The organism is Fusicatenibacter saccharivorans (genome assembly GCF_015557635.1).
Lineage (GTDB): Bacteria > Bacillota > Clostridia > Lachnospirales > Lachnospiraceae > Fusicatenibacter > Fusicatenibacter saccharivorans.
This window is the reverse complement of record NZ_JADNOP010000001.1, coordinates 312,602-336,543: the sequence shown is the minus strand read 5'-3', so window position 1 is coordinate 336,543 and position 23,942 is coordinate 312,602. Positions and strand designations below refer to the sequence as shown.

General features: G+C 50.3%; 24 protein-coding genes. 22 read left to right on the top strand and 2 right to left on the bottom strand.

Annotation, left to right across the window (positions count from 1 at the left end):
* The first annotated feature begins 14 nt into the window (after nucleotides 1–14).
* The 7 genes from trmD (at nucleotide 15) to pgeF (ending at nucleotide 5,153) form a co-directional block, all read left to right on the top strand.
* Nucleotides 15–1,139, top strand: a complete 1,125-nt coding sequence (trmD, locus tag I2G42_RS01520) for a tRNA (guanosine(37)-N1)-methyltransferase TrmD (protein WP_117760368.1) — start codon at nucleotides 15–17, stop codon at nucleotides 1,137–1,139.
* A gap of 88 nt (nucleotides 1,140–1,227) precedes the next feature.
* Nucleotides 1,228–1,575, top strand: coding sequence for a 50S ribosomal protein L19 (rplS, locus tag I2G42_RS01515; RefSeq protein ID WP_022461510.1), 348 nt, complete (start codon nucleotides 1,228–1,230; stop codon nucleotides 1,573–1,575).
* Nucleotides 1,576–1,656: 81 nt separating this feature from the next.
* Nucleotides 1,657–2,217 (top strand): signal peptidase I, encoded by a 561-nt coding sequence (lepB, locus tag I2G42_RS01510; protein ID WP_055218369.1) that lies wholly within the window; start codon nucleotides 1,657–1,659, stop codon nucleotides 2,215–2,217.
* Between the two features lie 24 nt (nucleotides 2,218–2,241).
* Nucleotides 2,242–3,084, top strand: coding sequence for a ribosome biogenesis GTPase YlqF (ylqF, locus tag I2G42_RS01505; RefSeq protein ID WP_055226467.1), 843 nt, complete (start codon nucleotides 2,242–2,244; stop codon nucleotides 3,082–3,084).
* A 36-nt stretch (nucleotides 3,085–3,120) separates the two neighbouring features.
* The gene (locus I2G42_RS01500; RefSeq protein ID WP_055266587.1) at nucleotides 3,121–3,888 is read left to right on the top strand and encodes a ribonuclease HII; all 768 of its coding nucleotides are present in this window, start codon (nucleotides 3,121–3,123) and stop codon (nucleotides 3,886–3,888) included.
* A gap of 34 nt (nucleotides 3,889–3,922) precedes the next feature.
* Nucleotides 3,923–4,285 (top strand): YraN family protein, encoded by a 363-nt coding sequence (locus tag I2G42_RS01495; RefSeq protein WP_022461514.1) that lies wholly within the window; start codon nucleotides 3,923–3,925, stop codon nucleotides 4,283–4,285.
* A 13-nt stretch (nucleotides 4,286–4,298) separates the two neighbouring features.
* Nucleotides 4,299–5,153: a peptidoglycan editing factor PgeF gene (pgeF, locus tag I2G42_RS01490; protein ID WP_226906311.1), complete on the top strand. Its 855-nt coding sequence runs from the start codon at nucleotides 4,299–4,301 to the stop codon at nucleotides 5,151–5,153.
* Nucleotides 5,154–5,238: 85 nt separating this feature from the next.
* On the opposite strand, the gene I2G42_RS01485 is transcribed toward pgeF, so the two are convergent.
* A complete protein-coding gene (locus I2G42_RS01485; RefSeq protein ID WP_022461516.1) occupies nucleotides 5,239–6,402 on the bottom strand; it encodes a ribose-phosphate pyrophosphokinase in 1,164 nt (387 codons plus the stop codon).
* Between the two features lie 211 nt (nucleotides 6,403–6,613).
* Between I2G42_RS01485 and I2G42_RS01480 the strand changes: the two genes are divergently transcribed.
* The 8 genes from I2G42_RS01480 (at nucleotide 6,614) to I2G42_RS01445 (ending at nucleotide 15,195) form a co-directional block, all read left to right on the top strand.
* Nucleotides 6,614–8,008, top strand: coding sequence for a DUF512 domain-containing protein (locus tag I2G42_RS01480; RefSeq protein ID WP_055226462.1), 1,395 nt, complete (start codon nucleotides 6,614–6,616; stop codon nucleotides 8,006–8,008).
* Nucleotides 7,962–9,290, top strand: coding sequence for a ribosome biogenesis GTPase Der (der, locus tag I2G42_RS01475; RefSeq protein ID WP_117760365.1), 1,329 nt, complete (start codon nucleotides 7,962–7,964; stop codon nucleotides 9,288–9,290). The genes I2G42_RS01480 and der overlap by 47 nt, the downstream gene beginning before the upstream one ends.
* A gap of 6 nt (nucleotides 9,291–9,296) precedes the next feature.
* Nucleotides 9,297–9,944 (top strand): glycerol-3-phosphate 1-O-acyltransferase PlsY, encoded by a 648-nt coding sequence (gene plsY, locus I2G42_RS01470; protein ID WP_117760364.1) that lies wholly within the window; start codon nucleotides 9,297–9,299, stop codon nucleotides 9,942–9,944.
* Between the two features lie 3 nt (nucleotides 9,945–9,947).
* Nucleotides 9,948–10,961, top strand: coding sequence for an NAD(P)H-dependent glycerol-3-phosphate dehydrogenase (locus I2G42_RS01465; RefSeq protein WP_195530647.1), 1,014 nt, complete (start codon nucleotides 9,948–9,950; stop codon nucleotides 10,959–10,961).
* A gap of 189 nt (nucleotides 10,962–11,150) precedes the next feature.
* Nucleotides 11,151–12,674: a 4Fe-4S dicluster domain-containing protein gene (locus I2G42_RS01460; RefSeq protein WP_055266593.1), complete on the top strand. Its 1,524-nt coding sequence runs from the start codon at nucleotides 11,151–11,153 to the stop codon at nucleotides 12,672–12,674.
* Nucleotides 12,675–12,699: 25 nt separating this feature from the next.
* Entirely contained in the window at nucleotides 12,700–13,782 is a 1,083-nt protein-coding gene (locus I2G42_RS01455) for an ABC transporter substrate-binding protein (protein WP_242856671.1), read from the top strand.
* A complete protein-coding gene (locus I2G42_RS01450; RefSeq protein ID WP_117760362.1) occupies nucleotides 13,760–14,542 on the top strand; it encodes an ABC transporter permease in 783 nt (260 codons plus the stop codon). Before I2G42_RS01455 ends, I2G42_RS01450 begins: the two co-directional genes overlap by 23 nt.
* A complete protein-coding gene (locus I2G42_RS01445) occupies nucleotides 14,539–15,195 on the top strand; it encodes an ATP-binding cassette domain-containing protein (protein ID WP_195530646.1) in 657 nt (218 codons plus the stop codon). The genes I2G42_RS01450 and I2G42_RS01445 overlap by 4 nt, the downstream gene beginning before the upstream one ends.
* A gap of 48 nt (nucleotides 15,196–15,243) precedes the next feature.
* Here I2G42_RS01445 and I2G42_RS01440 read toward each other — a convergent pair whose 3' ends face one another.
* Nucleotides 15,244–16,065 carry an aldo/keto reductase gene (locus I2G42_RS01440; protein ID WP_055226455.1) on the bottom strand — a complete coding sequence of 274 codons (822 nt, stop codon included), beginning with the start codon at nucleotides 16,063–16,065 and terminating at the stop codon, nucleotides 15,244–15,246.
* Between the two features lie 362 nt (nucleotides 16,066–16,427).
* Here I2G42_RS01440 and I2G42_RS01435 point away from each other — a divergent pair, with 362 nt between their 5' ends.
* The 7 genes from I2G42_RS01435 to acsB all read left to right on the top strand — a co-directional run bounded on the left by I2G42_RS01435 (nucleotide 16,428) and on the right by acsB (nucleotide 23,867).
* Nucleotides 16,428–16,778 (top strand): DUF8180 domain-containing protein, encoded by a 351-nt coding sequence (locus I2G42_RS01435; RefSeq protein ID WP_055218122.1) that lies wholly within the window; start codon nucleotides 16,428–16,430, stop codon nucleotides 16,776–16,778.
* A gap of 14 nt (nucleotides 16,779–16,792) precedes the next feature.
* The gene (locus I2G42_RS01430; protein WP_117509049.1) at nucleotides 16,793–16,975 is read left to right on the top strand and encodes a CooT family nickel-binding protein; all 183 of its coding nucleotides are present in this window, start codon (nucleotides 16,793–16,795) and stop codon (nucleotides 16,973–16,975) included.
* A gap of 135 nt (nucleotides 16,976–17,110) precedes the next feature.
* Entirely contained in the window at nucleotides 17,111–18,043 is a 933-nt protein-coding gene (locus I2G42_RS01425; protein WP_022462431.1) for a methylenetetrahydrofolate reductase, read from the top strand.
* Between the two features lie 38 nt (nucleotides 18,044–18,081).
* The gene (locus I2G42_RS01420) at nucleotides 18,082–18,852 is read left to right on the top strand and encodes an ATP-binding protein (RefSeq protein WP_022462430.1); all 771 of its coding nucleotides are present in this window, start codon (nucleotides 18,082–18,084) and stop codon (nucleotides 18,850–18,852) included.
* A gap of 126 nt (nucleotides 18,853–18,978) precedes the next feature.
* Entirely contained in the window at nucleotides 18,979–20,871 is a 1,893-nt protein-coding gene (gene cooS / locus I2G42_RS01415; RefSeq protein ID WP_117760360.1) for an anaerobic carbon-monoxide dehydrogenase catalytic subunit, read from the top strand.
* A 62-nt stretch (nucleotides 20,872–20,933) separates the two neighbouring features.
* A complete protein-coding gene (locus I2G42_RS01410; protein WP_022462428.1) occupies nucleotides 20,934–21,722 on the top strand; it encodes an ATP-binding protein in 789 nt (262 codons plus the stop codon).
* 15 nt (nucleotides 21,723–21,737) lie between these two features.
* The gene (gene acsB, locus I2G42_RS01405) at nucleotides 21,738–23,867 is read left to right on the top strand and encodes an acetyl-CoA decarbonylase/synthase complex subunit alpha/beta (RefSeq protein WP_022462427.1); all 2,130 of its coding nucleotides are present in this window, start codon (nucleotides 21,738–21,740) and stop codon (nucleotides 23,865–23,867) included.
* The last annotated feature ends 75 nt before the right edge of the window (nucleotides 23,868–23,942 follow it).

The following is a 23,942-nucleotide window of genomic DNA, read 5'->3' as shown; positions in this document are numbered from 1 at the left end:
GAGAGTAAAGAACGATGAAATATCATATTCTGACGCTGTTTCCGGAGATGATCGAGCAGGGGCTGCACACCAGCATCCTCGGAAGAGCCATCAACAACGGCTATATTTCCCTCGAGACGACGAATATCCGGGATTTTTCAGCAAATAAATTCAACCGCGTGGACGATTACCCGTACGGCGGCGGTGCGGGCATGGTCATGGAGGCGGAGCCGGTGTTCCGCGCCTACCAGTCGGTAGCCGAAAAGATCGGGAAAAAGCCGCGCACGGTCTATCTGACACCGCAGGGAAAAGTACTGAACCAGACGATGGTGGAAGAGCTGGCGCTTGAGGACGATCTTGTGCTGCTCTGTGGCCACTATGAGGGCATCGATGACCGCGTACTGCAGGAAGTGGTAACGGACTATATCTCGATCGGGGATTATGTTTTAACAGGCGGAGAACTCGGTGCAATGGTGCTGGTGGATGCGGTATCGCGGTTTGTGCCGGGTGTCTTAAGCAACGAGGAATCTTCGCAGTTTGAGTCGCTGCAGGACAACTTGCTTGAGTATCCGCATTACACAAGACCGGAGACATGGCACGAGAAAAAAGTTCCGGAGGTGCTTCTTTCCGGTGACCACAAAAAGATCGAAGCGTGGCGTCATGAGGCATCCCTGGTGCGGACAGCCGAGCGGCGGCCGGACCTTCTGGAAAATGCATTCCAGATTTCCTGCGCATGCAATGAAAAAGAGGAATCGTCTGCCTGGGCGCACGATCTTTTGGCAGGCATGACACGCTATGGTGTAAGCCTTGATCTCGGACGAAAGAAGATCCGGAAACAGAAAAATCTGTTTGATGACCATGATCTGCTGATTCTGCAGCTTCCGGGAACGCTTGAGGAGGGTATGAAAGCAAAGAGCGAGTATATCCGCAGCTTTGCCGGAAAAGAAACACCGCTGGTGTTTTTGTGCCCGGACGGATTCTCAGAAGAGGAAGAAAAACTCGAAGAGCAGCTGGAAAAAAACGGTTTCCGTCTGGTCGCACGGCTTACCGGCATACCGTCCGCGGACGGCCTGCAGCGGTTTTCTTTCGCGCTTCGCAGTCTGCTGTACAGCGGCGAATGGAAAGTGAAAAAAATACTTGCATCTGCGGATGCATTATAGTATAATGTAACTTGTTGTGAGTAAAGAGATGGTCCGCTGTTGCAAAAAGGCATTAAGAACATCCAGGGTAAAAAAAGGAGATAAAGAAATGAACGACATTATTAAGAAAATCGAAGATGCACAGTTAAAAGCAGAAGCACCGGAGTTCCGCGTTGGTGATACCGTTAAAGTTTACGGTAAAATCAAAGAGGGTAACCGCGAGCGTATCCAGGTATTCGAAGGCGTTGTCCTGAAAAGACAGGGCGGCGGAAGCAAAGAGACCTTCACTGTTCGTAAGAGCTCTAACGGCGTAGGCGTTGAGAAAACATGGCCGGTACACTCTCCGAACGTTGAGAAAGTAGAAGTTATCAGACGTGGTAAAGTAAGACGTGCGAAACTGAACTACTTAAGAGACCGTGTTGGTAAAGCAGCGAAAGTGAAAGAGCTGGTAAAATAATAAGTCGTTAAAAGGATGGCCGGAGGAACATGAGCAATTGTGTTTCTCCGGTTTTGTCTTACGGAGAATTACACTATGGGTATGAATACCAGATATGTAAAAGAATATTTCTACAAGAAAAAGATCCGTTCCATGTTTGTATGGAATCTGGAAATCATCGCAGCGATTCTTCTTGCGGCGGCATTTTCCTGGTTTTTCTGCAGAAGTGTCGTGGTGCAGGAGGGCTCGATGGAGCCGACTCTCGTGCCGGGGGAGCGTGTGCTGATGGACTCCGCCTGGTACCGCTTAAGTTCTCCGAAACGCGGGGATATCATCGCGTTCCGGACGAGTGAGGACAAGAAGGCGAGCATCCACATCAAGCGTGTGATTGCGTTGCCGGGCGAGACGGTACAGATCAAAGACGGACAGATCCTCATCAACGGGGAAGTCTATAATGAAAAAGATGAATTTCCGGCCATCACAAACGCGGGACTTGCCTCCGAGCCGATCACGGTCGGGAAGGGACAGTACTTTGTGCTCGGCGACAACCGGAACAACAGCGAGGACAGCCGCCACAACGGCATGGGACTCGTGGATTCGGACCGCATTGTCGGAAAGCTCTGGTTTACGATTTCGCCGTGGAAGAAAATCGGTTTCGTGTAAACGCAGCATAGAAGGAGAAGAAACATGAATTATCAGTGGTACCCGGGTCATATGACGAAGGCCCGCAGACAGATGCAGGAAGACTTAAAGCTCATCGACCTGATGATTGAGCTGGTCGATGCGAGAGTTCCTGCAGCGAGCCGCAACCCGGATATAGATGAACTTGGAAAGAACAAAGCACGGCTGATCCTGCTGAACAAATCGGACCTTGCCGATGAGCGCGGAAACGATGCCTGGATGGAATATTTCAAGGGAAAGGGATATTCTGTTGTGAAGGTCAATTCCCGTTCCGGAGCCGGCATGAAAGCGATTAACAGCGCCGTACAGGAGGCCTGCAAAGAGAAAATCGAGCGCGACCGCAAACGCGGCATCCTGAACCGTCCGGTCCGCGCGATGGTTGTCGGTATTCCGAACGTCGGAAAATCGACATTTATCAATGCGTATGCGGGCAGAGCCTGTGCGAAAACCGGAAACAAACCGGGCGTCACGAAGGGAAAACAATGGATCCGTCTGAGCAAACAGCTGGAGCTTCTGGACACACCTGGTATCCTGTGGCCGAAGTTTGAGGACCAGCAGGTGGGACTGCATCTTGCGATGATCGGTTCCATCAACGATGAGATCCTGAACGTGGAGGAGCTGGCGCTGTCCGTCATCGATTATCTGACGGCAGAGTATCCGGGAACGCTGGAGAAACGCTTTGGCTTTGAAGGCATGACGGATCGTGTGGAAATCCTGGGTGAGATTGCGCGTGTGCGCGGCTGCCTGAAAAAGGGAAATGAGCTCGATTACGAAAAAGCAGCACGGCTTCTGATGGATGATTTCCGGAGCGGAAAGCTCGGCAGAATCACGCTGGAAAAACCGGAATAAATGGATTTATCAAAATAAAAAATGCGGAGAACAACGATGACAGAGAAAAAACAATCGATATCCGCCATACGGGAAATTTTTGCGGCAGCTTCGGAGACGGAGCTGCCCGCCCTTTATCTGGAATATGAAGAGGATTCCCGTGCCGGCGTACAAAATCTGATTCAAAAATACCAGAAACAGGAAGAGGCCTTAAAAAAAGAGCGCGAGCGCACGGAACAGATGAAGATCTACGAGCACAAATATGAGGATCTTGGCTGGATCTGCGGCATCGACGAGGTCGGAAGAGGCCCTCTGGCGGGCCCTGTGGTCGCAGGTGCGGTCATTCTGCCGCGCGACAGTAAAATCCTGTATCTGAACGATTCCAAGCAGCTGACGGCCAAAAAACGCGACGAGCTGTACGATGTGATCATGCGCGAGGCAGTGGCCGTCGGCATCGGCTATGCCTCCCCGGCGCGGATCGACGAGATCAATATTTTACAGGCAACGTACGAGGCGATGCGGGAGGCGATCAGCAAGCTTTCCGTGAAGCCGGATGTGCTCTTAAACGATGCGGTGAAAATCCCGCAGGTGGACATCCGCCAGGTGCCGATCATCAAGGGAGATGCCAAGAGTGTTTCGATTGCGGCGGCAAGTATTGTTGCGAAGGTGACAAGGGACCGCCTGATGGAAGAGTACGACAAGGTGCTTCCGGGCTACGGTTTTGCATCGAACAAGGGCTACGGTTCGGCAGAGCATATCGCTGCTTTAAAAGAAATCGGCCCGTCACCGATCCACCGGCAGTCGTTTATCGGCCATTTCGTGTAAAGGCACCGCATCAAAAAAGGAGAGGGTATCGCATTTGAATCAGCGGGAAGTAGGAACGAGACAGGAGAGCCGTGCGGCAGAATATCTGGAAAGCCTGGGATATCACATCCTGGTGCGGAATTTCCGGTGCCGCTTCGGTGAGATCGACCTGATCGCAAAACAGGACGACACATACATTTTTATCGAAGTAAAATACCGCACCGGCCGGACAGCCGGAGACCCGACAAGCGCCGTGGATGGAAAGAAACAGAAGAAAATTTCAAAAACAGCAGATTACTACCGCATGCTCCACCAGATCCCGATGGATGTGCCCTGCCGCTTCGACGTCGTGGCAGAGACACCGGAGGAGATCCGCGTCTATGCGAACGCGTTTTATTATCAGGGGAGCGGCTGGTAGGAAAGGAGTTTTTATGATACCAATTCAATGGAAACAAAACGATAAAAAAACGATGCATGTCAACGAGGCGGAAAACGGCGTGGTCTATCTGACCTGGCCGGCGATTGAGAAAATTGAGGGCATCCGCCATGCATTTTCCACACGGATCGGCGGGGTGAGTAAGGAACATCTTTCCAGCATGAATCTCAGCTTTTCGCGCGGCGACGATCCGGCGAATGTGCGGGAGAATTACAGAAGATTCTGTGAGGCGGCGGGGTTTGAAGTGGAAAACATTGTTACCTCCGATCAGGCACACACAACGAAGGTCCGTTATGTGACGAAAGCAGACTGCGGCAGCGGCGTGACAAGAGACCGCGATTTTCATGATATTGACGGTATGATCACTGACGAGCCGGGCGTCGTACTTGCGACATTCTATGCGGACTGCGTGCCGCTCTACTTTGTCGACCCGGTGCACCGTGCAATTGGACTTTCACATTCCGGCTGGCGTGGAACGGTCCACAAGATGGGACAGGCAACGCTCGATGCGATGCACGAACGGTTTGGAACAGAAGCAAAAGATGTGATCGCAGCCGTCGGCCCGTCGATCTGCCAGGAATGCTACGAGGTGAGCGGTGACGTGATCGAAGAGTTCCGGGCAGCATTCCCGGAAACACTGCATGAGAAACTGTTCTGCGGAAAACCAGATGGAAAATACCAGTTAAATCTTTGGGAGGCGAATCATCAGATCCTTCTTGCGGCAGGAGTGCCGGAGAAGCAGATTCATCTGCCGAACCTCTGCACCTGCTGCAACCCGGATTTCCTGTATTCCCACCGTGCATCGAAGGGAAAAAGAGGAAACCTCGCGGCATTCCTTTCCCTGGTCTGAAAACAGAATAGAAAGCATCAAAAAACGGACCTGGAAAAAACAGATCCGTTTTTTTGCTGTATGCATCCGGCGGACACAAAATCGATTATCTGTGTTTTGCCAGCAGCTTATTGATTTTCTCTGTCGTAGACTGTACTTTTGCAACGGATACGTCGTGGTTAAGCGTATCGATGATGCTTGCCATATATTTGCTCATCTCAGCCGGCTCATACCAAGGACGGGAAACGAGTTCCGGTGTACGGTAGGTCAGGTCGGTGGTGATGACTTTGCTGATATAGCCTTTCTCATAGTAAGCATCGAATTTCTCCAGACCATCGGTGAAGAGGCCGAAGGTGGTGCAGACAAAGACGTGGTCAGCGCCGCGCTCTTTGACCTGTTTTGCAACGTCGAGCATACTCTCACCGGAGGAGATCATATCGTCGATGATGACAACATCTTTTCCTGCTACGGAATCGCCGAGAAACTCATGTGCCACGATCGGGTTCTTTCCGTTTACGATGGTGGAGTAATCTCTTCTCTTATAGAACATACCCATATCGACGCCGAGCACGTTGGAGAAGTATACGGCACGCGCCATCGCTCCCTCGTCCGGGCTGATGATCATCAGATGATCGTTGTCGATCGTCAGATCTGGAACGGAACGAAGAAGGGCTTTTAAAAACTGGTAGGTTGGCATGAAGTTGTCAAAGCCGCCGAGCGGAATTGCGTTCATGACACGAGGATCGTGTGCGTCGAAGGTGATAAAGTTGGAAACACCCATGTTCATCAGCTCCTGCAGAGCAAGTGCGCAGTCGAGAGACTCACGTTTGGTGCGCTTATGCTGTCTTCCTTCATAAATGAAAGGCATGATTACGTTGATCCGGTGTGCTTTTCCTGTTGCAGCAGCGATGATACGTTTCAGATCCTGATAATGGTCATCCGGTGACATGTGGTTCTCGTAGCCGCAGACCTTGTAAGTGATGCTGTAGTTGCAGACATCAACCAGGATGTAAAGATCGGCACCGCGGACGGATTCGTTGATCTTTCCTTTTGCTTCGCCGGAACCGAAACGCGGGCACTCGCAGTCAATCAGAAAAGAATCCTCGGAATATCCGGAAAAGGAAACCCCGTTGCGGCGCTCGGCGAGCTCTTTACGGAACTGAACCAGATACGAATCGACTTTTTTTGCCATTTCCATACTGCCCGGCAGAGCTGCGAGCTTTAACGGAGCAACCGGAATGGAATTTTCAAGTAAATCTAAATTAGCCATACAAACCTCCAGTAATCGACATTTTTTACAAACCATTTACTTCCTATTTATATCATCTTGGGAAAGGGCGCGTCAAGCAAAAAACGAAAGAATCCTTGCTTTTTGTGCAGGTTGTTGTTATTATAATGAATGAATGTCCGCTGGCTATGCAGAGTTCTGCTGCCTTTCGGACAGAAAATGAAGGAAAAGGAAAGGCCATAACGTAATATCTGTGAAAAACAAAACGAAACACATCATAAAGAAAATAGAACCGGGCAGTATTGCCGAAGAGCTTGAACTGGAACCGGGAGACGAACTGCTTCGTGTCAACGGGGAAGAAATCGAGGACGTTTTTGATTACCATTTCCAGACCAACGACTCCTATCTGGAACTCACGATCCGGAAGAAAAACGGGGAAGAATGGGATCTGGAGATTGAAAAAGAGTACGACGAGGAAATCGGCATCACATTCGAGAACGAGTTCATGGATCAGTACCGTTCCTGCAGCAACAACTGCATTTTCTGTTTCATCGATCAGATGCCGCCGGGAATGCGTCCCACCTTGTATTTTAAGGATGACGATTCGCGTCTGTCCTTCCTGCAGGGAAACTATATTACACTGACCAACATGAGCGACCACGATATCGACCGGATTATCCGCTACCATCTGGCACCGATCAATATTTCGTTCCAGACAACGAACCCGGAGCTCCGCTGCAAAATGCTGCACAACCGTTTTGCGGGCAATATCTTTCCGAAGGTCCAGCGCCTTTACGAGGCGGGAATCGAGATGAATGGACAGATTGTGCTCTGCAAGGGATACAACGACGGCGCAGAGCTGGAGCGCAGTATTTCGGATCTGTCAAAATATCTGCCGCATCTGAAAAGTGTTTCGGTTGTCCCGGTCGGACTTTCGAAGTACCGCGACGGACTGGCGCCTCTGGAACCGTTTACCAGGGAGGATGCAAAAGAAGTTCTTGCCACGATTCACAAATGGCAGAAAAAGCTGTATGAACAGTGGGGACTTCACTTTATCCATGCTGGTGATGAATGGTATCTGCTGGCGGGAGAGCCGATCCCGGAGGAGGAAAATTACGATGGCTATATCCAGCTGGAAAACGGAGTGGGAATGCTCCGGCTTCTGGAGGACGAGGTTGCGGAAGAACTTTCGAAACGAGAAGGGGATGACCGTCACCGCCATGTAACGATTGCGACCGGAAAAGCTGCGGCGCCGTCGTTGGAAAAACACATGCAGAAAATTCGTGAAAAATATCCGAATGTACAGGCGGAGGTTGTCACGATTATCAACTATTTCTTTGGAGAATCCATTACCGTATCCGGTCTGATTACCGGAAAGGATCTGATGGAGCAGTTAGAGGGAAGAGATCTTGGCGACTGCCTGCTGCTTCCGTGCAACATGCTCCGTTCGGGAAAAAACGTCTTTCTCGACGATGTGACGGTGGAAGAGGTGGAAGAGCGCCTGAAAACACCGGTACAGATTATCGATGAGCCGGGCAGCGACCTGGTGAAAGCCGTTGTGGAGGAAAACCAGGAGACGATACACAGAAGGAGAACAATGTATGAGCAAGCCGATTGTAGCAATTGTGGGCCGGCCGAACGTGGGTAAATCCACCCTGTTTAATGTATTAGCCGGAGACAATATTTCGATTGTAAAAGACACACCGGGTGTAACCCGTGACCGTATTTATGCCGACGTGGAGTGGCTGAACCACAAATTTACGCTGGTAGACACCGGCGGTATTGAGCCGGAATCCAAAGATATCATTCTCTCCCAGATGAGAGACCAGGCGCAGATCGCCATTGATACCGCAAATGTCATCATCTTCATCACTGACGTCCGTCAGGGCCTTGTAGATGCCGATGCAAAAGTAGCTGATATGCTCAGAAGAAGCCGCAAGCCGGTTGTGCTGGTGGTCAACAAAGTCGACAACTTCGACCGTCAGATGATGGATGTTTATGAATTCTATAACCTCGGCATCGGAGAGCCGCACGCCATTTCCGCATCCGGAAAGCTCGGCATCGGCGATATGCTCGATGAGGTGACAGGATACTTTGATCCGGAGATGGAAAACGAGGAGGAGAGCGAGATTCCGCGCATCGCCATTGTTGGAAAACCGAACGTCGGAAAATCCTCCCTGGTCAACAAACTGCTGGGCTCGAACCGTGTCATCGTATCCGACATCGCCGGAACGACGCGCGATGCGATCGATACCACGATCATGCACAATGGAAATGAATATATTTTCATCGATACCGCAGGTCTTCGAAAGAAAAACAAGATCAAAGAGGAGCTGGAGCGGTACAGCATCATCCGTACAGTATCTGCCGTAGAGCGCGCAGATGTCGTCGTTCTTCTGATCAATGCAACCGAGGGTGTCACCGAGCAGGATGCCAAAATTGCCGGTATCGCCCATGAGCGTGGAAAAGGTATGATCATTGCGGTAAATAAATGGGATGCCTTGGAAAAAGATGACAAGACGATCTACCGCTTTACCGAAAAAGTAAGAAATACATTGGCTTACATGCCGTATGCAGAGCTTCTTTTCATCTCTGCGAAGACAGGACAGCGTCTTCCGAAGCTGTTCGAGACGATCGACATGGTTCTGCAGTACCAGAACCTGCGCGTACAGACCGGTGTCCTGAACGAGATTCTGACCGAGGCAATGGCAATGCAGCAGCCGCCGTCAGACCGTGGAAAACGACTGAAAATCTACTACATGACACAGGTTTCGGTCAAACCGCCGACATTTGTTATTTTCGTCAACGACAAAGAACTGATGCATTTCTCCTATGTTCGATATCTGGAGAATAAAATCAGAGAGTCGTTCGGCTTCCGCGGCACACCGCTGAAATTCATCATCAGAGAACGAAAAGAGAAGGAGCAGTAAAGAGTTATGGTACGGATCATATGCCTTTTGATCGGATACGCATTTGGCCTTTTTCAGACCTCATATATTTATGGAAGGACGAAGGGAATTGATATCCGGGAACACGGCAGCGGAAACGCAGGAACGACCAACGCGCTCCGGACTTTAGGGAAAAAAGCAGGCGCCATCACGCTTGCCGGCGACTGCATCAAATGCATTCTGGCGGTCCTGACGGTACGCCTGATCTTCGGTGCATCGCACCCGGAAATACTGAAACTGCTGACGGTGTATGCTGCGGCCGGAACGATTCTCGGCCACAACTTCCCGTTTTACTTAGGCTTCCGCGGCGGAAAAGGAATCGCTGCGACCGCGGGTCTGATTATCTCATTTGACTGGAGAATCACGCTGGTCTGTGCAGCGCTGTTTTTCCTGAATCTTGCAGTAACACACTATGTTTCCCTCGGTTCCATGATGGTTTACGTTGTCTTTTTTGCAATGGCCGTTATCATGGGACAGGCGGGCTGCTTTGCGCTGGAACCGCCGTATCTTTATGAGATGTACGTGGTGATCGCACTTCTTGCCGTGCTTGCCTTCTGGGAGCACCGTGCAAACATCAAGCGTCTCATCGCGGGAACAGAGCGGAAAACGTATTTATCCAAAAAGTCGGAGAAATAAAATATGGCAAAGATTAGCATCATCGGAGCAGGAAGCTGGGGAACCGCCCTCGGCCTCCTGCTCTGCAACAACGGGCATGACGTGACGATCTGCTCGGAAAATGAAAAGGAAATTGAGAGCTTAAAGGAACACAGAGAGCATCTAACGAAGCTTCCGGGCGTAAAACTGCCGGATGAAATGAAGTTCACCTGCGATGTGCGCGGCTCCCTTTCCGGACAGGACATCCTTGTGATGGCAAAAGCATCCCCGTACGTGCGAACCACATGTAAAAAGTATGCGGCGGATATTCCGGACGGCCAGCTCATCGTCAATGTGGCAAAAGGCGTGGAAGCCGATACCCTGATGACGATGTCTCAGATCATCGAGGAGGAAGTGCCGGGAGCGAATGTCGTTGTTCTCTCCGGACCGAGCCACGCAGAGGAAGTCGGCCGCGGCCTGCCGACCACGATCGTTGTCGGCGCGCATGACCGCGAGAGCGCACTGTATGTGCAGAATGTGTTCATGAGTCCGGTCTTCCGCGTTTACACAAGCCCGGACATCACGGGAATTGAACTTGGCGGAGCTCTGAAAAATGTCATCGCACTGGCAGCCGGAACGGCGGATGGTCTTGGCTACGGCGACAATACGAAAGCGGCTCTGATTACCCGCGGGATCGCGGAAATTGCACGGCTCGGCACGGCGATGGGTGCCCATGCGGAAACCTTCTATGGCCTTTCCGGCATCGGTGACCTGATTGTAACGTGTGCGTCCGTACACAGCCGGAACAGGAAAGCAGGATATCTGATCGGCCAGGGAAGAACAATGCAGCAGGCGATGGATGAGGTTCAAATGATTGTTGAAGGTGTCTATTCCGCAAAAGCGGGGCTTACCTTGTCAGAAAAATTCGGAATCGAAACGCCGATCATTCAGGCAGTCAATCAGGTTCTGTTTGAAAACAAAAACCCGAAACAGGCTGTGGATGAACTGATGCAGCGTATGAAAAAAGACGAACTCGCCCCGGATCTCTGGGAGCGGTAAAAATAAGAAACCTGTCACTTCTGTGAAATGATACAGAGACGGCAGGTTCTTTTTTTTGTGCAGACCGAAATTTTTCAGCAAAAATACGGGAAAAAGATGACAATACTTTCGAAATCAAGTATAGTAATAGAAAGCGGAATAATTTTAACTGAAAAGATGCGGAGGAAAATACAGCAGGAGGAAGAAAGAATGAGAGGAGTAGAAACAAGAATTCAGGAAATCCGCCATGCCATTTTTACGGAAGTTGCAAAAATGGCGTATGACGTGGACTCCCCGGTGGAAAAGACGATCGAGGAAATTCCTTACCGTGTAATTCCCGGTGAGGTCGGAAATTTTAGAAATGATGTGTTTCTGGAGCGGGCGATTGTAGGAGAGCGGCTTCGCCTTGCAATGGGACTTCCGTGCAGAAGCGCGGCAGAGCACGCCCCGATCTCGGACAATATCAAACTGGCGGACCAGGCGGAGACGTATTATACACCGCCGCTCATTAATGTCATCAAATTTGCATGCAACGCCTGTCATGAAAAACGGGTTCTGATCACGGAGGGATGTCAGGGATGTCTTGCACATCCGTGCGTGGAAGTCTGTCCGAAAAAGGCCATTACGCTGGACCGCACCAATGGACGATCCTATATTGATCAGGATAAATGCGTCAAATGTGGTCAGTGTGCCAAGGTATGCGGATACCAGGCTATTATCATTCAGGAGCGTCCGTGTGCGAGAGCCTGCGGAATGGATGCCATCGGTTCAGACGAGAACGGAAAAGCGGATATCGATTACGAGAAATGTGTATCCTGCGGCCAGTGTCTCGTCAACTGCCCGTTCGGCGCTATTTCGGACAAATCCCAGATCTTCCAGGTAATCCGTGCGATCCAGTCGGGAGAGCGCGTCTATGCAGCGCTGGCACCGGCGTTTGTCGGCCAGTTCGGACCGAAAGTAACGCCTGGAAAACTGCGTGCGGCGATGAAAAAGCTCGGCTTTGCGGATGTCTTTGAAGTTGCGATCGGAGCGGATCTCTGTGCGGCACAGGAGGCAGAGGATTTTGTGAACGAAGTTCCGGAGAAACTGCCGTTTATGGCGACATCCTGCTGTCCGGCCTGGTCTGTAATGGCGAAGAAACTGTTCCCGGATTACGCAAGCTGTATCTCGATGGCACTGACCCCGATGACGCTGACGGCGCGTCTGATCAAGAAACACAATCCGAATGCGAAGGTTGTCTTTGTCGGACCGTGTGCGGCGAAAAAACTGGAGGCCATGCGCCGGTCTGTCCGCAGTGAGGTGGACTTCGTTCTGACGTTTGAAGAGATGTCGGGCATTTTCGATGCGCGCCAGGTAGATGTGAGTGCACTTGAGGAAGATCCGGACGGCGTCAGCGATGCATCGGTGGACGGAAGAAACTTTGCTGTCTCCGGCGGCGTTGCAAAATCTGTGGAAAATGTAATCCGTGAAAAATACCCGGACCGCGAAATCAAGATGGCAAATGCAGAAGGTCTGAAGGAATGCCGGAAACTGCTGACAATGGCAAAGGCCGGAAAGTACAACGGTTATCTTCTCGAAGGCATGGCCTGTCCGGGCGGATGCGTGGCAGGAGCCGGCACGATGCAGTCAATCAAAAAGTCACAGGCGGCAGTCAACAAATATGCGGCGCAGGCAAAACACAAGATTTCCAGCCAGACAGAATATGTAAAAGAACTGGACAAGCTGGTAGACTAAAAAGAACAGCAAGGTGGAGAAAAAAGTGAAAAAGAAAAGAAAGATGGGCTTTGCGGCAGCGATTCTTGCAATGGTACTTCTGTTTGCAGGATGCGGCCAGACAGAGACAAAGTCGGAGAGCAGCGGGACAAAAAGCACAGGATCAGAAAGTACAGTATCAGAAAGTACGCAGACAGAGAGCAGCACAGCGGCATCGGAAACAGAAGATGAGACACTGGTCCATGTGCTTGCATTAAAAGGACCGACCAGCATGGGAATGGTAAAAATGATGAGCGATAACGACAGCAAAGAGTCACCTGCGGACACGTTTGAACTTGCCGCTGCCCCGGATGAGGTCAGCGCAAAACTGGTACAGGGAGAGGTGGATATCGCCGCGGTTCCTGCGAACCTTGCAAGCGTACTCTACAACAAGACAAACGGCGGCGTGCAGGTGCTCGCAGTCAATACGCTCGGTGTCCTTTATATCGTCGAGGACGGCGATACCGTACATTCCATTGCGGATCTGAAAGGCAGAACCATTTATGCGGGCGGCAAAGGTGCAACTCCGGAGTATGCTTTGAATTATATCCTCGAAAAGAACGGCCTCGTACCGGGTGAGGACGTAACGATCGAGTGGAAGAGCGAACACGCCGAGTGCGTGGCAGCACTTGCAGAAGATGCCGATGGAATCGCCATGCTGCCGCAGCCGTTTGTAACGACGGCACAGACGAAAAAAGAAACGCTGCGCACCGCACTTGACCTGACCGAAGAATGGAACAAAATCCAGGAGTCCGAAGGAACAGCGGGCACACTGGTGACAGGTGTTACCGTTGTACGCACTGCCTTTGCCAAGGAGCATCCGGAAGCAGTTGCAGACTTCATGGAAGCTTACCGGGCATCCGTATCCTACGTAACCGAAAACACGGATGAGGCGGCAAAACTGATCGGGGATTATGACATTGTTCCGGAGGCAGTCGCAAAGAAAGCGCTTCCGGCATGCAACATTGTCTGCATCACCGGTGATGAGATGAAAGAGAAGCTTTCCGGTTATCTCGGTGTACTCAAAGACCAGAACCCGGAGGCAGTCGGAGGAGAACTTCCAGGAGATGACTTCTATTATTCCGAATAAAGACAAAAAAGAGAAACAGAGAAAAACGAAGCGCTGGCCGATCGTGTTCTGGCTTATGATCTGGCAGGCGGCAAGTGTTTTTGTCGGGCAGGAGATCCTTCTGGCATCTCCTGCCGCTGTTTTGAAACGCCTTTTTACGCTTGTAACAGAACCGTTCTTCTGGCAGTCCCTGCTGTTTTCCGGAGCACGCATCGGAGCCGGATTCCTTCTTGGTGCGGCGGCGGGAATTGCAGGAGCTGCACTTGCCGGTCGGTTTTCCATTGCAGAAGAACTCCTGACGCCGCTGGTTGCAGCAGTGAAAGCAGTGCCGGTCGCTTCTTTTGTGATTCTGATCCTGATATGGGTTTCGTCGAAGAATCTTTCGGTTGTGATTTCGTTTCTGATGGTATTTCCGATCCTGTATACAAACACGCGGAACGGCCTGCGGGAACTGGACACAGCGCTTTTGGAGATGACAGACGTTTTTCAGGTTCCGCGGCCGGTGCGGCTGCGCTGGGTGATCCTGCCGCAGCTGTACCCATATATCCGGACGGGATGTTCACTTTCCCTCGGCCTTTGCTGGAAGGCCGGAACGGCAGCAGAAGTAATCGGCATTCCGAACCGATCCATCGGAGAGCATCTGTATCAGGCAAAAATATATCTCGACACACCGGGACTCTTTGCCTGGACGGCAGCGATCGTGTACGTCAGCTTCTGTCTCGAAAAAGCTGTTTTAAAAGGAATGGATCTTGCGGAAAAAAGAATGCTGGTGATGAAATGAGAGAAGATACGATTGAAATCTGCCATCTGAAAAAAGCGTATGGAGAACACGTTATTTTTTCGAATCTTACGATGGAACTGAAAAAAGGAGCAGTGACCTGTCTGATGGCTCCTTCCGGGGCGGGAAAGACAACCCTGCTGCGGATTCTGGCAGGCCTGGAGCAGGCGGACGGCGGAAAAATCGGGGGACTGGAAGCCTTAAGAAAAAGTATGGTTTTTCAGGAACCGCGGCTGGCAGAAGAACTGACAGCTGCAGCCAATATCCAGCTCTCGGTAAGGCGCCGCATGTTTGGAAAAGAAAAAAGAAGCTTCCGTCATCTTGTGGAGGAGATGGAGGAACTCGGCCTTTCGGGCTGTGAAAACCAGGCTGTATCGGAACTGTCGGGCGGCATGCGCCAGCGGGTGGCGGTTCTGCGGGCCATGCGCATGGACGCAGATTTCCTCCTTTTGGATGAGCCGTTCCGGGGACTGGATGCGGGGACGAAAAAGAAAACGATGAACTATATCCGCAGAAAAGGAAAAGAAAAAACGATGCTTCTGGTCACGCATGATTTAGAAGAAGCCGAAGCAATGGGGGACTGGATCTGCACCTGCAGCAGACTGGATGGTATCCTCGAAATAAAGAGAAACAGAAAAAGCAGCACAGAAATCTGAAACGGAAAGAAACAGATTTTCTGTGCTGCTTTTTCTGTGAATCCGCAGTTACAGCAGGTCATCCGGTATGGAAGCAGAGCGGAGCTGTTCGTCCATCGTGTCGATGAGCGCCATGTCGGCTTCAGAAAGTTCGAAGTCGAAGACATCCGCGTTGGTAAAGATGCGGTCTGGATGTGTCGATTTCGGGATGACACTGATGCCCTGCTGGACGAGGTAGCGGAGACCGATCTGCGCTTCAGTGCGTACATACTTTTCTGCCAGCTGCTGCATAATCTCACGGTTCAGATAAAGACCTCTTGCGAGCGGCGCATACGCTTGAACGGCGATTCCATGTGAACGGCAGAAAGCGATGAGCGGTTTCCGGTTCCAGAGCGGATGACATTCGATCTGGTTGACGGCCGGGATGACGCCGGAAAATTCAAAGAGGGCGGTAAGGTGCGGCTCCTCGAAGTTGCTGACGCCGATCGATTTTGCACGCCCGGATTCGCGGATTTTTTCGAGTGCGCGCCATGTCTCCGGGTAGCAGCCCGGCACTGGCCAGTGAATCAGGTAAAGATCAACGTAGTCGAGACGGAGACGGTCGAGGCTGCGGTTGAAGGCACCTTCGATATCACCGACCCGCTGCGCGGTATTCCATACCTTTGTGGTAATAAAAAAGTTTTCCCGCGGAATCCCGCTTGCGCGGATCCCGCGGCCGATGCTGTCCTCATTTTTATAGGAGGAGGCGGTATCGATCAGACGGTAGCCGTATTTTGCCGCGGTGACAATTGCTTTTTCTGCCTCTTTTTCTGTCGATTTGTAAGTGCCAAGCCCCAGAAGCGGCATCGCTCTGCCGTCGTTCAATGTGATGGTTGGAATAGAAAGTGCCATAAAAACCCTCCGTATCTTGAATCAAAAAAAGATTCTGCCGTATTTCTCTCATAATTATGTTTAGTATAACATGAAAATTTAAAGAAATCAGACCAAATATATTAAAAAAGTTTAACACAATCGGGAAATGAAAAAAATAACAAGCCACGCAAGAAAAAAGAAGGATGCCAGGACGGCCTGTACGGCGAATTGTACAGAAATTTTGTGGAGGCCGTATTGATTTTGTGCATGAAATAGAGTATAATAAGCTTGAATTGATATTTATTTATCATTCCCTGTACAATCTGCAGGACGTTTCAGGAAAACAAAAGCGGACGAAACGGACGGCAGAGCAGAAAAACGGGGACAGAGGAGGCCATATTATGCATTTATTATATGACGAGAATGGAAATCCCATTCCGCACGGAGCTCACGACGAGCACCATCATCACCATGACCATCATCACGAGGGAGAAGACTGCGGACATGCCTGCAATGCATGCGGTTCCGAAGAAAAATGCAAGGACGAGAATCTTGCCCTTTTAACCTATATGCTGCAGCACAATGAACATCACGCAGCAGAACTCGACGAGATGGCCGACAAACTGGAAAAAGCCGGAATGGCGGACGCCGCAAAACAGATCAGGGAGGGAGTATCCGATTTCCAGAAAGGCAATATGCGCCTGTCCCTTGCACTGACGCTTGTAAAAGAGCATTTGAAAGAAGTTAAGTAGAGGAGGCGTAAGCTATGTGCCTTGCAACGGTATACAAAAATCCGGAGAACACAGTTGTCTGTAAAAATGTAAGCCGCATCGATGTCGATGGAGAATACGTTCTCATCCGCGACATCCTGGGCGAAGAGATCAGACTGCAGGGTAAGATCAAAATGGTAGATCTTGCAAACAGCATCGTAGAGCTGGACTGTGAATGATAATTGGTTGACGGAACCAGTTATTCTATAAAAGCGGTTTTAAGACCCCGGGGTCTGCGAATCGGAACAAACAGAACAGGCGAACCGGGACTTAGAATAGGAATATATTATATTAAAGCGGAGGTAAATTGAATTATGAAACTTTCAGAAGAGATGAAAAACAAGACCCTTCTGTCTTTTGAGCTGTTCCCGCCAAAGACAGAGAAGGGACTGCAGAATCTGCCGGGTACCATCGACCACCTGATGAAGTACAACCCGTCTTACATTTCCTGTACATACGGAGCAGGCGGCGGAAACGTCGGAGCAAACCGTGAAGTATGTCAGATGATCAAAAATGCCGGAACCACACCGGTTACTCATTTCACCGTTATCAAAAACACAAAAGAAGGAATTAAAGAACAGCTGGATCAGTATCTGGCTGACGGCGTAGACCACATGCTGGCACTGCGCGGTGATATTCCGCTTGGCGAGACCACAACCTGCGGTGACTTTGACTACGCTACGGATCTTGTAAAATTCGTACGTGATACCTACGGCGACAAATTTGAAATCGCTGTTGCAGGTTCACCGGAAGGCCACATCTCCTGCAGAAGTCTGGAGTCTGATATCGCAGTTCTGAAACAGAAACAGGACAACGGAGCTGACTACATCATGACACAGCTCTGCTGGGATATGGAGCAGTTCAAATACTGGCTCGATGCAATCCGTAAAGCAGGAATCACCATGCCGGTAGACGTTGGAGTTATGCCGATCCTGGATCAGGCAGCTACCATCAACATGGCACTTTCCAGAAACGGCTGTGTTATGGACAGAGAGCTTTCCAGAATGATCTCCAGACACTGGCTGTTCCCGAACCCATTTGCAGCAAAAGATGCAGAGGGCAAACCGTTCGACGTATTCTACGACAAGAAAGTTGCAGAGTTCAAAGAAGAGGGTATCGAATATACCGTAAAACAGATTGATGCATACCGTGCACTCGGTGTCAATGGAATTCATCTGTATGCACTGAATAAATGGAAAGACGTATCTGAAATCATCGACAGATCCGGCCTTTGCACACTGGTTTAATGAATTAATTACTTGAATTTGGGAGGCATCCGATTTTTATGGCACACGTAATAGCTGTCGCCGGAAAAGGCGGCGTTGGAAAAACAACATTATGCGGCTTGCTGATCCAGTATCTCTGCGAGTCAGGAAAAGGTCCTGTTCTTGCAGTTGATGCGGACGCAAACTCAAACCTGAATGAGGTACTCGGTGTAGAAGTAGAAGCTACCCTTGGAGATATCCGGGAGGAGATTGCCCGTGCAGAGATGGCATCCAAAAACCCGATTCCGGCAGGTATGAGCAAGGCAGATTATGCGGAATTTAAATTTGCAGGCGCTCTGACTGAGGAAGATGATTTTGACCTGCTTGTGATGGGAAGAACACAGGGAAAAGGCTGCTACTGCTTCGTCAATGGACTTCTGCAGAATCAGCTTGCAAAGCTGTATCCGAATTACCCCTTCATGGTTGTGGATAACGAGGCAGGCATGGAGCATATCAGCCGTGGTATACTTCCGGGAATGGATACAGCTATTTTGGTCAGTGACTGCTCAAGAAGAGGAGTACAGGCCGCTGCGAGAATCGCGGAGCTGATCAAAGAATGCGATATGAAGCCGAAGCAGGTAGGACTGATCGTAAACCGTGCGCCGAATGGCGTGTTAAATGAGGGAACCCGTGAGGAAATTGAAAAACAGGGATTAACTCTCCTTGGCGTTGTTCCGCACGATGATCAGGTTTATGAATATGACTGTGACGGAAAACCAACCGTACGTCTGCCGGAAGACTCTCCGGTACGCGCGGCATTAAAGAAAATCGTAGAAAACCTTGATTTATAAAAACAGAGAATCTGCCCTCCGCTTTGTACACGCTGCAGACGGAGGGATATTTCAAAAGTAAAATATCCCCCATGGGAGGATGTTTTTACCATAAAAATATTAAAATACAATCTTGAGGAGGACAAGATGAGCGAATTCAAATTAACAAGCGTAGAAGAATTCGAACAGGCCACGAATGAGCTCCTGGAAAATGGTGCAAAGGTTGGCGCTGACGCATGGCAGTTTCGTGTAAAAAACCAGACCCCGCACTGTAAATTCGGTGAGCAGGGAACCTGCTGCCGTATCTGTACGATGGGACCTTGCCGTATTACACCAAAGGCACCGAGAGGAATCTGCGGATGCGATGTACACGGTATTGTAGGACGTAACTTCCTGCGCTTTACAGCAGGCGGTTCCGCAACACATTCCGATCATGGCCGTGAGATCTGCCACACACTGCATGAGGCTGATCCAAACGGAAACTACAAAGTAAAAGATCCGGAGAAACTGATCCGTATTGCAAAAGAGTGGGGCGTAGAGACAGAAGGAAAAGATATCTATGATCTGGCACATGAGATGTCCGAGCTGGCTCTTTTAGAGTATGGTAAACCGTTCGGAACACAGAGATTCCTGAAACGTGCTCCGCAGCATACACAGGAAATCTGGGAGAGAGAAGAAATCGCACCGCGTGCGATTGACCGTGAGGTTGCATGTTCTCTTCATATGACCCATATGGGATGTTCTTCCCTTCCGGAAGCACTCGTTCGCCAGTCCCTTCGTTCCGGACTTTCCGATGGATGGGGCGGCTCCATGATGGGTACCGAGTTCTCTGACGTACTGTTCGGAACTCCAAAGCCGATCGAAACCGAGGCAAACCTTGGTGTTATGAAAGAAGATGAAGTAAATATCATCGTTCATGGCCATGATCCGTCACTTTCCGAGATGATCTGCGAATACGCAGACGATCCGGAGATGATCGCATATGCAAAAGAAATGGGAGCAAAGGGAATCAACGTAGCAGGTGTCTGCTGTACTTCCAATGAAGTAGCAATGCGCCGCGGCGTGCCGATGGCAGGTAACTTCCTGCAGCAGGAAAACGTGGTACTGACCGGTGCCTGCGAGGCCATCGTTGTTGACGTACAGTGTATTTTCCCGGCCCTTGGACCTTTAAGCAAATGTTTCCATACTAAATTCGTTACCACCAGCCCGATTGCGCAGATGCCGGATGCAGAATACATTCGTTTCAACGCAAAAACAGCAGGTGAGAATGCAAAAGCCATCGTAAAAATGGCAATTGAAAACTTTAAAAACCGGAAACCGGAGCTGGTACATATCCCGCATATGAAGCAGAAAGCAACCGTGGGATACTCTTTTGAGTCCATCATTAAGACTCTGGATAAAGTAACCAATTCCCAGGTTGACCAGACCGGAACTCTGATGCCGCTGTGGCAGTGTGTGGCATCCGGCGTTATCCGCGGTGCAGTTGCCATGGTAGGATGCAACAACCCGAAAGTCCGTCCGGACACCGCTCACATCGAGCTGATGAAGAAGCTGATCGCGCACGACGTTATCATCGTTGCTTCCGGATGCTCTGCACAGGCAGCAGCAAGAGCAGGTCTGATGGACAAACGTGCTAAAGATCTCTGCGGTGCAGGCCTGAAACGTGTCTGCGAGCTGGCTGATATCCCGCCGGTACTCCACATGGGATCCTGCGTTGATATCTCCCGTATGATGGTTCTTGTAGCAGAACTTGCTAAAATCGGTAATGTCAATATTTCCCAGCTTCCGGTTGTCGGATGTGCTCCGGAGTGGATGTCTGAGAAAGCAGTTTCCATCGGAAACTATGTTGTAGCAACCGGTATCGATACTTACCTTGGCGTAGAGCCGTACGTATCCGGATCCACTGAGGTAACAGGACTTCTGACCAACGGTGTCCGCGACTGGGTTGAGGCAGCTTACACAGTAGAAAAAGACATCGACAAGCTGGGCGATGCAATGCTCGCACGAATCGAAGAGAAACGTGCCGCACTCGGCGTATAAAAAGGACAGGGCGGTCCCTGACGTAAAAAGAGACCGCCCTTTTTGAAGTGAAAAGGTGTAAAATGAAAATAGCAGTAACTGGAAAGGGTGGCGTAGGAAAAACAACCATCGCAGCGACCCTTGCAAGACTTTATGCAGAAGAAGGCCATCCGGTTCTGGCTGCAGATGTCGATCCGGATGCCAATCTGGGCCTTGCGCTTGGATTTCCGGAAGAAATCCTCGATTCGATCGTTCCGATTACCAAAATGAGAAAACTGATCGAAGAGCGCACCGAGGCAAGTGCAGACAACCGGTTTTACAAAATAAATCCGAGAGTAAGTGATATTCCCGATAAATACAGCAAAGAGTACAACGGAGTCAAACTCCTGACGCTTGGCACCGTGGAGACGGCCGGAAGCGGCTGTGTCTGCCCGGAGCATGTGATGCTGCGGAGAATCATCAACAGCCTGGTCCTTCACAGAGGGGATGTTGTCATCCTCGACATGGAAGCAGGCCTTGAGCATCTGGGAAGAGGAACGACGGAGGGCATGGATATGTTCATCGTAGTCATCGAGCCGGGTGCAAGAAGTATTCAGACCTATAAGAATGTCAAACGTCTGGCCGAAGAGCTTGGCGTTCATCAGGTTCATGTCGTGGCAAACAAAGTACGCGACGAAAAAGATGAGGCATTCATACAGGACCGTATCCCCCCGGAGGATCTTCTGGGCATGGTCCACTACAACCCGGAAATTATGGAAGCGGACAGGGAAGGTTCGTCTCCATATGATTACAGCGCGGCTGCAGTAGAAGAGATACGGAAAATAAAAACAAAAATCGATAAGTCAAACATGCCTGGCATGGAAAAAGTGTGATAGGAGGAAAAACACATGACATTATTCGAGAGAGTATTTGGCGGAAATGATGCAGTATACGGTCTTACCGAAGCTGCCGTTGATGCCGCAATCGCAGCAAACGGAGAGGAAAAAGCAGTCAGCTTCCCGGACACTGCTTACGCACTTCCGTGTTACTATGCTGTAACAGGAGTAAAGGTTACCAACTTAAAAGAGATGAAAGAGGCTCTTGGCGTGGTAAAATCTCTGATGACAAGAGAAAATCAGCTGAATGATGTATTTATGTCCGGTGTTGCAACTGCACTCTGCGCAGAGTTCATCGAGGCAATTAAATACATCGACGGTGCAAAACCATATGATGAGCCGTGCTACGGCCATTTAAGCGATGCCATCATCCGTGAGCTTGGTGTGCCGCTTGTAACAGGCGATATCCCGGGCGTAGCTGTTATCCTTGGAAGCGCTCCGACCGCACAGGAAGGCGTGGATCTGGTTAAGAGCTATCAGGCACAGGGTATTCTTGTAACACTGGTTGGCGGAATCATTGATCAGTGTCAGGAACTGGGATACAAGACCGGCGCAAACGTACGTGTCATCCCGCTTGGAAAAGACGTAACATCTGTTATCCATGCTGTATCCGTAGCAATCCGTGCAGCCCTGATCTTCGGTAACGTAACTGCAGGCGATGCAGGCGCACTGATGACCTACACCAAAGACCGTGTACCGGCATTCGTAAATGCTTTTGCTCCTCTGGATGATGTGATCGTTGCATGCGGCGCTGGTGCGATTGCACTTGGCTTTCCGGTTATCACAAACGATGACAAAGACGTTCCGGCTATTCCGAAGAGCCTTATTATCCAGAAGGACGTTTCCAAATTCAACGCAACTTCTCTGGAAGCACGCGATATCAAGATCAAAATCACCAACATTGATATCCCGGTTGCATTCGCATCTGCATTCGAGGGTGAAATCATCCGCCGTGGTGATATGCAGGTTGAGTTTGACGGTTCCCGCGTAGACTGCTGCGAGCTGGTTCAGACAAAAGATGCTTCCGAAGTAGAAGATCACAAGATCGAGCTGATCGGACCGGACATCGACGAGTTCGAAGTAGGTTCCAAGCACAGCATTGCATACGTTGTTGAGGTTGCCGGAAAGAGCATGCAGCCGGATTTCGAGCCTGTATTTGAGCGTAAATTCCACAGCTACCTGAACTGCATCGAAGGTGTGATGCATACCGGACAGCGTGATATGATCCGTATCCGTGTCAGCAAAGAAGCTTTCAACGCAGGCTTCCGTGCAAAACACTTCGGAGAAGTTCTGTACGCACAGGTGAAGAACGAGTTCGAGGCTGTTGTTGACAAATGCCAGGTTAAGATCTACACCAATCCGGAAGACTGTACCAAGATCCGCCACGAAATTGCAATCCCGGTATTCGACAAACGTGACGAGCGTCTGTCTACCATGACAGATGAATCCGTACCGGTATACTACAGCTGTATCATGTGCCAGGCATTCTCCCCGAGCCATGTATGTGTTGTTACACCAGAGCGTCTCGGACTTTGCGGTGCTGTTTCATGGCTGGATGCAAAAGCTACCAACGAGCTGGATCCGAACGGACCTTGCCAGGTTATCACAAAAGAAAAAGTAATCGATGAGAGAATCGGTGAGTACGAGGATGTTAACGAGGCTGTTCGTAAACTTTCCCAGGGTGCTCTTGATGATGTATCTCTGTACTCCATCATGGAAAAACCAATGACATCCTGCGGATGCTTCGAGTGTATCTGTGGTATCGAGCCGTTCTCCAACGGTGTCTGCATCGCAAACCGTGAGTACGCAGGCATGACTCCTCTGGGAATGACTTTCTCCGAGCTGGCTTCCATGACAGGCGGCGGTGTTCAGACTCCTGGATTCATGGGACACGGCAAACACTTTATCGCTTCCAAGAAGTTTATGAAAGCAGAAGGCGGTGTTGCCCGTATCGTATGGATGCCGAAAGAGCTGAAAGAGCAGGTTGCAGAGAAACTGAATGAGACAGCAAAAGAGCTGTACGGTATCGACAACTTTACCGATATGATCGGTGATGAGACCATCGCAGAAGATCCGGAGACACTGGTTGCATTCCTGACCGAGAAAGGTCATCCGGCACTTGGCATGGATCCAATGATGTAATTCGTATTTTACAGGTTTATCCTGTGAAAAAATAAGCAGACCGGCATGGCTTGGGAGGGGATTTCAAAGCGGAGG

What these genes read in the sequence shown, in the direction of transcription:
- trmD (WP_117760368.1), top strand. Translation starts at nt 15, where the DNA reads ATGAAATATCATATTCTGACGCTGTTTCCGGAGATGATCGAGCAGGGG.
- rplS (WP_022461510.1), top strand. Translation starts at nt 1,228, where the DNA reads ATGAACGACATTATTAAGAAAATCGAAGATGCACAGTTAAAAGCAGAA.
- lepB (WP_055218369.1), top strand. Translation starts at nt 1,657, where the DNA reads ATGAATACCAGATATGTAAAAGAATATTTCTACAAGAAAAAGATCCGT.
- ylqF (WP_055226467.1), top strand. Translation starts at nt 2,242, where the DNA reads ATGAATTATCAGTGGTACCCGGGTCATATGACGAAGGCCCGCAGACAG.
- I2G42_RS01500 (WP_055266587.1), top strand. Translation starts at nt 3,121, where the DNA reads ATGACAGAGAAAAAACAATCGATATCCGCCATACGGGAAATTTTTGCG.
- pgeF (WP_226906311.1), top strand. Translation starts at nt 4,299, where the DNA reads ATGATACCAATTCAATGGAAACAAAACGATAAAAAAACGATGCATGTC.
- I2G42_RS01485 (WP_022461516.1), bottom strand. Translation starts at nt 6,402, where the DNA reads ATGGCTAATTTAGATTTACTTGAAAATTCCATTCCGGTTGCTCCGTTA.
- der (WP_117760365.1), top strand. Translation starts at nt 7,962, where the DNA reads ATGAGCAAGCCGATTGTAGCAATTGTGGGCCGGCCGAACGTGGGTAAA.
- plsY (WP_117760364.1), top strand. Translation starts at nt 9,297, where the DNA reads ATGGTACGGATCATATGCCTTTTGATCGGATACGCATTTGGCCTTTTT.
- I2G42_RS01465 (WP_195530647.1), top strand. Translation starts at nt 9,948, where the DNA reads ATGGCAAAGATTAGCATCATCGGAGCAGGAAGCTGGGGAACCGCCCTC.
- I2G42_RS01460 (WP_055266593.1), top strand. Translation starts at nt 11,151, where the DNA reads ATGAGAGGAGTAGAAACAAGAATTCAGGAAATCCGCCATGCCATTTTT.
- I2G42_RS01450 (WP_117760362.1), top strand. Translation starts at nt 13,760, where the DNA reads ATGACTTCTATTATTCCGAATAAAGACAAAAAAGAGAAACAGAGAAAA.
- I2G42_RS01445 (WP_195530646.1), top strand. Translation starts at nt 14,539, where the DNA reads ATGAGAGAAGATACGATTGAAATCTGCCATCTGAAAAAAGCGTATGGA.
- I2G42_RS01440 (WP_055226455.1), bottom strand. Translation starts at nt 16,065, where the DNA reads ATGGCACTTTCTATTCCAACCATCACATTGAACGACGGCAGAGCGATG.
- I2G42_RS01435 (WP_055218122.1), top strand. Translation starts at nt 16,428, where the DNA reads ATGCATTTATTATATGACGAGAATGGAAATCCCATTCCGCACGGAGCT.
- I2G42_RS01430 (WP_117509049.1), top strand. Translation starts at nt 16,793, where the DNA reads ATGTGCCTTGCAACGGTATACAAAAATCCGGAGAACACAGTTGTCTGT.
- I2G42_RS01425 (WP_022462431.1), top strand. Translation starts at nt 17,111, where the DNA reads ATGAAACTTTCAGAAGAGATGAAAAACAAGACCCTTCTGTCTTTTGAG.
- I2G42_RS01420 (WP_022462430.1), top strand. Translation starts at nt 18,082, where the DNA reads ATGGCACACGTAATAGCTGTCGCCGGAAAAGGCGGCGTTGGAAAAACA.
- cooS (WP_117760360.1), top strand. Translation starts at nt 18,979, where the DNA reads ATGAGCGAATTCAAATTAACAAGCGTAGAAGAATTCGAACAGGCCACG.
- I2G42_RS01410 (WP_022462428.1), top strand. Translation starts at nt 20,934, where the DNA reads ATGAAAATAGCAGTAACTGGAAAGGGTGGCGTAGGAAAAACAACCATC.
- acsB (WP_022462427.1), top strand. Translation starts at nt 21,738, where the DNA reads ATGACATTATTCGAGAGAGTATTTGGCGGAAATGATGCAGTATACGGT.